The 3,525-nt window shown below is 55.6% G+C and carries 5 protein-coding genes; all 5 read right to left on the reverse strand.

Annotated elements, in window-relative coordinates:
* Positions 1 to 275 precede the first annotated feature (275 nt).
* Positions 276 to 1,427 (reverse strand): FAD-binding oxidoreductase, encoded by a 1,152-nt coding sequence (locus tag GX108_04315; protein NLO56262.1) that lies wholly within the window; start codon positions 1,425 to 1,427, stop codon positions 276 to 278.
* On the reverse strand, positions 1,427 to 1,714 hold the full coding sequence (locus GX108_04320) for a (2Fe-2S)-binding protein (protein NLO56263.1): 288 nt from the start codon (positions 1,712 to 1,714) through the stop codon (positions 1,427 to 1,429). The genes GX108_04315 and GX108_04320 overlap by 1 nt, the downstream gene beginning before the upstream one ends.
* Positions 1,711 to 2,220, reverse strand: a complete 510-nt coding sequence (locus tag GX108_04325; protein ID NLO56264.1) for a 4Fe-4S dicluster domain-containing protein — start codon at positions 2,218 to 2,220, stop codon at positions 1,711 to 1,713. The genes GX108_04320 and GX108_04325 overlap by 4 nt, the downstream gene beginning before the upstream one ends.
* A gap of 4 nt (positions 2,221 to 2,224) precedes the next feature.
* A complete protein-coding gene (locus GX108_04330) occupies positions 2,225 to 3,325 on the reverse strand; it encodes an FAD-dependent oxidoreductase (protein NLO56265.1) in 1,101 nt (366 codons plus the stop codon).
* Between the two features lie 15 nt (positions 3,326 to 3,340).
* The coding region (locus GX108_04335; protein NLO56266.1) for a (2Fe-2S)-binding protein at positions 3,341 to 3,525 on the reverse strand (185 nt) is incomplete at its 5' end.

A 3,525-nucleotide genomic window follows, 5' to 3' on the forward strand; every position in this document is an offset into this window, starting at 1 on the left:
CACACAGCGAGACACAACCCGCAGCCCTTGCACCAATGAGGGTCCACCGTTACCGTAAATTTTTTCGGCAAGCAATTCACCTTCCTCCAAGACGTTCGACACAGGCGCCCTTTGAACAAAACCATTATGCCACCTTGTGAGGCCCGGTACAAGGCATATTTATATCTATATATTGAATATTGCATTACAAATCATAATTTACCGTCAAGTAAAGACAATTCTTTTCGATGCGCTCCAATTGATACGGTCCCTCCACCCAGGTAGAGGGATCATCGTTAAACGACCGCCGGTTCAACCAATAGTTCTCCCCTCTCAAACCGCTTGTAATGAAGCATCCCGATGGGAATCCTGGGTTTCTGGCCCAGAATCTGCTGGGCAAGCAGTTCCCCCGATATGGGACCGAACATGAAACCATGCCCCGAATAGCCGCAGGAGAGGAAAAATCCTTTTACGTCATCGGATTCGCATAAAATTGGTTGGCAGTCTGGAGTCATGTTATAGAGCCCCGACCATTGCCTGGCAACCCTGATGCCCCTGGCCCTGGGGAGGAGTTTTACGAAGGTCCTTGACATCGCCTCGAGGAAGTTCCAGGAAGTCCCGAGGCCGTAATCTTGGGGGTGTCCCTCGGGGCTGCACCCCCCGATCATCGAGCCGTTGGGTCTCTGCTGGATGTAGAAGTTCCCCGAAAAGCTTATCAGCATTGGTGGGCAGACGCCCGGTTCGACGGGCTCGGTGATAAGAATCTCGTGCCTTTCTGAGAAATTGGGGATGTCCACCCCGGCCATTTTCGCTACATGTTGGGCATACCCGCCAGCGGCGTTGACCACGACCGGGGCGTCGAAATCCCCCCTATTGGTCTCCACTCCCTTGACACGACCCGCGACGGCTTTGATGGCCTTCACTTCCGTGAAACGAAGGAATTTCACGCCAAGTCTCCTGGCCGCCTCCGTGTAGGCAAAGGTGGTCAGGAACGGGTCGGCGTGGCCGTCCCTGTCATGGAAAGTGAATCCAACGGCATCCTCGGCGGACAACCCCGGACATATCTCCCTGGCTTCAGCGTAGGAAACTACCCTGGTGTTGATGCCGAGGCTGTTTTGAAGTCTCATGCTTTCCTTTAGGCGTTCGAATTCACTGTCCCTGTAGGCTACCACCAAGTATCCCCCCTGGTGGAGGTCGCAATCCATACCCAATTCTTCCTGCAATCGCTCGAACTTTTCTATCGCCGCGAGGCCAAATCGGCAGTTCATCTCCGTGCCCCACTGGGCCCTTATACCGGCACCGCATCTTCCGGTCGATCCTGAACAGATAGTGTCTTTTTCGAGGACTACGACATTCCTGAGCCCGGACTTCGCTATATTGTAAGCGATGGAACAGCCCTGGATCCCGGCGCCGATCACAACGACTTCGGCAGTCCTCTTCAGGGTCATTACCCGTCACCAATCTCGGCAAGGAGTGACAATTTTATCGGTTTGGACGGAGGCCGGAACGTGCCGGGGTGGATTTCGGAGACAGGCCTTCCTGTTTTCGCCGATAATTCCCTGAGGATAATTTCGCGGCATCCTCTCCCCTGGCACGGTCCCATGCCCACTCGGAGAACTCTTTTTAATTCATCAAAAGTTTCGTAACCCTTGTTGATCCATTCCCTGATCTCACCCAGGGTGACCTCCTCGCAACGGCAGATGATTATTTCCTCGTCCTTTTCAGCCACGGCTATTTCACCACCCTTATGGCGCGGATTTCCATCACCAAAGACCTCGGCACCTCCACGTGGACGATCCTGGTCCTGTCGCTGAAGGGTTCGAGGACCTTGATGACTTTCCCACGGGTTATGGCTTCGCCCACCCTGTTCAGGCAATCCGCGATCTCTCCCTCGACAGGTAGGGGGAGCATTTCATAGGGAAGCTTCATCAGTGCCTTATCCTCATCGCCCCAGGTGAGGTCGACGACAAAACAGGCGAGGCCGGGGCAGACCGCCACGCAATTGGCGCAGCCTGTGCATTTTTTATAGTCTATCTCGGGTTGATCGTTAATATCCTTGAAGGGCTTCACCGCTCCCGTGGGACAACTAGTGTGACAGGGGTTGCAGGGTATCCTCTGGGGGCACTCTATGACGACAAGCCCATTCTTCTTGGTCAGCCAGAGGTCCTCCGGGGGCTGTACCGCTCCCTTGCGAGGCTCAACAAGCACTCCGCTGTTGAAAAACTTCTCCTTTTCGTCCAACGCTTCACACCCCCCAACCTTGAACGCTGCAGCAGGCGAGGCCTTGGCAAATCTTCTGGCCGACTTCCCCGCCTCGCAGATCTCCAAGGCGCCTTCCCAACTCCTCGAGACGTTTCTCCAGATCGGCCTTGTCGCCTTTCCCGAGGGATCTGGCGGCGTCAAGTCCCGCGATCCGCCCCTCGACCATGGCCGCGGTAGCCTCCTCGATACCCGCTGCGTCACCTGCTACCCAGATGTCGGGGAGGCTGGTCCTCATGAAGGAATCCCTCAGGGCCACGTGCCCGCATAACTGGGGCACATAGACCATCTCACAACCGGCTTGCCAGAGGAGCTCACAAGTGGGCGTGAGACCGACAGCCATGCAGATGATATCCGCGTCGACCCGTTTTTTCTCGCCCACCGGCTGGAACCGGTCATCGATTTCCTGGATCAACGCACCTGTCACGGTACGATTTCCCAGTGCCTCTTTTATCGTATGCCTGAGAAAAATGGGTACCCCCAACCGTCTCACCTTGGCCGCATGGACCCAATAGCCTCCCACCTTATCCATGGCTTCCACGATGCCCGCTATTTCCACCCCGGCCTGAATCATTTGGTAACTGACAATAAGTCCGATATTGCCGGCACCAACCATGAGCACTCTTTTTCCGGGGAGCACCCCGTAGACGTTCATCAGTGTCTGCACGGCCCCTGCCCCGTAAACACCAGGAAGGTGGTTGTTGGGAAAGGGCAGCAGTCGTTCCTGCGCCCCGGTAGCCATGACGATTCTTTCGGGTTTGATCCGGAAGTATTTTTCTTCGCCGATGACACAGGAGACAACCCCGTCTTCCTTGTAAATACCCGTCGCTGTGCAGTTAGTATGAACCTTGATCCGACCCTTGAGATTTTCAAGTTCCTCGAGGAGTATCTCTGAAATCTTGAATCCCCTTGTTCCCGCTCTCTCTTCCTTTGAGCCAAAAAATTTATGGGTCTGCTTGATGAGCTGGCCTCCCAGCGCGAGGTCGCCGTCCACCAGGGTGACTCCGCAGCCCAGAGAGGCTGCCTCCAGTGTGGCGCTGAGGCCAGCGGGGCCTCCTCCGATGACAAGCACTTCAGTATGCCTCACTCTTTTCACCTGCCCCTATTCCGCATCCAAAGCGACGATGCCCTTGTCGCGCTGTGTCTCGATCCGCATCCCTGCCTTCAGCGGCGTGATGCAGGACCGGACATTGGGTACACCATCAACGACCAGGAAGCAGGAGGAACATTTGCCGATGGCACAGAAGAAACCCCTTGGCTGCCGCCTCTGAGGGGTCAACCTGTAAA

Source organism: Thermovirga sp. (assembly GCA_012523215.1).
Classification (GTDB): domain Bacteria; phylum Synergistota; class Synergistia; order Synergistales; family Thermovirgaceae; genus 58-81.

Excerpts from the sequence above, each read along its gene's own strand:
- GX108_04315 (NLO56262.1), bottom strand. The coding sequence starts at position 1,427 with ATGACCCTGAAGAGGACTGCCGAAGTCGTTGTGATCGGCGCCGGGATC.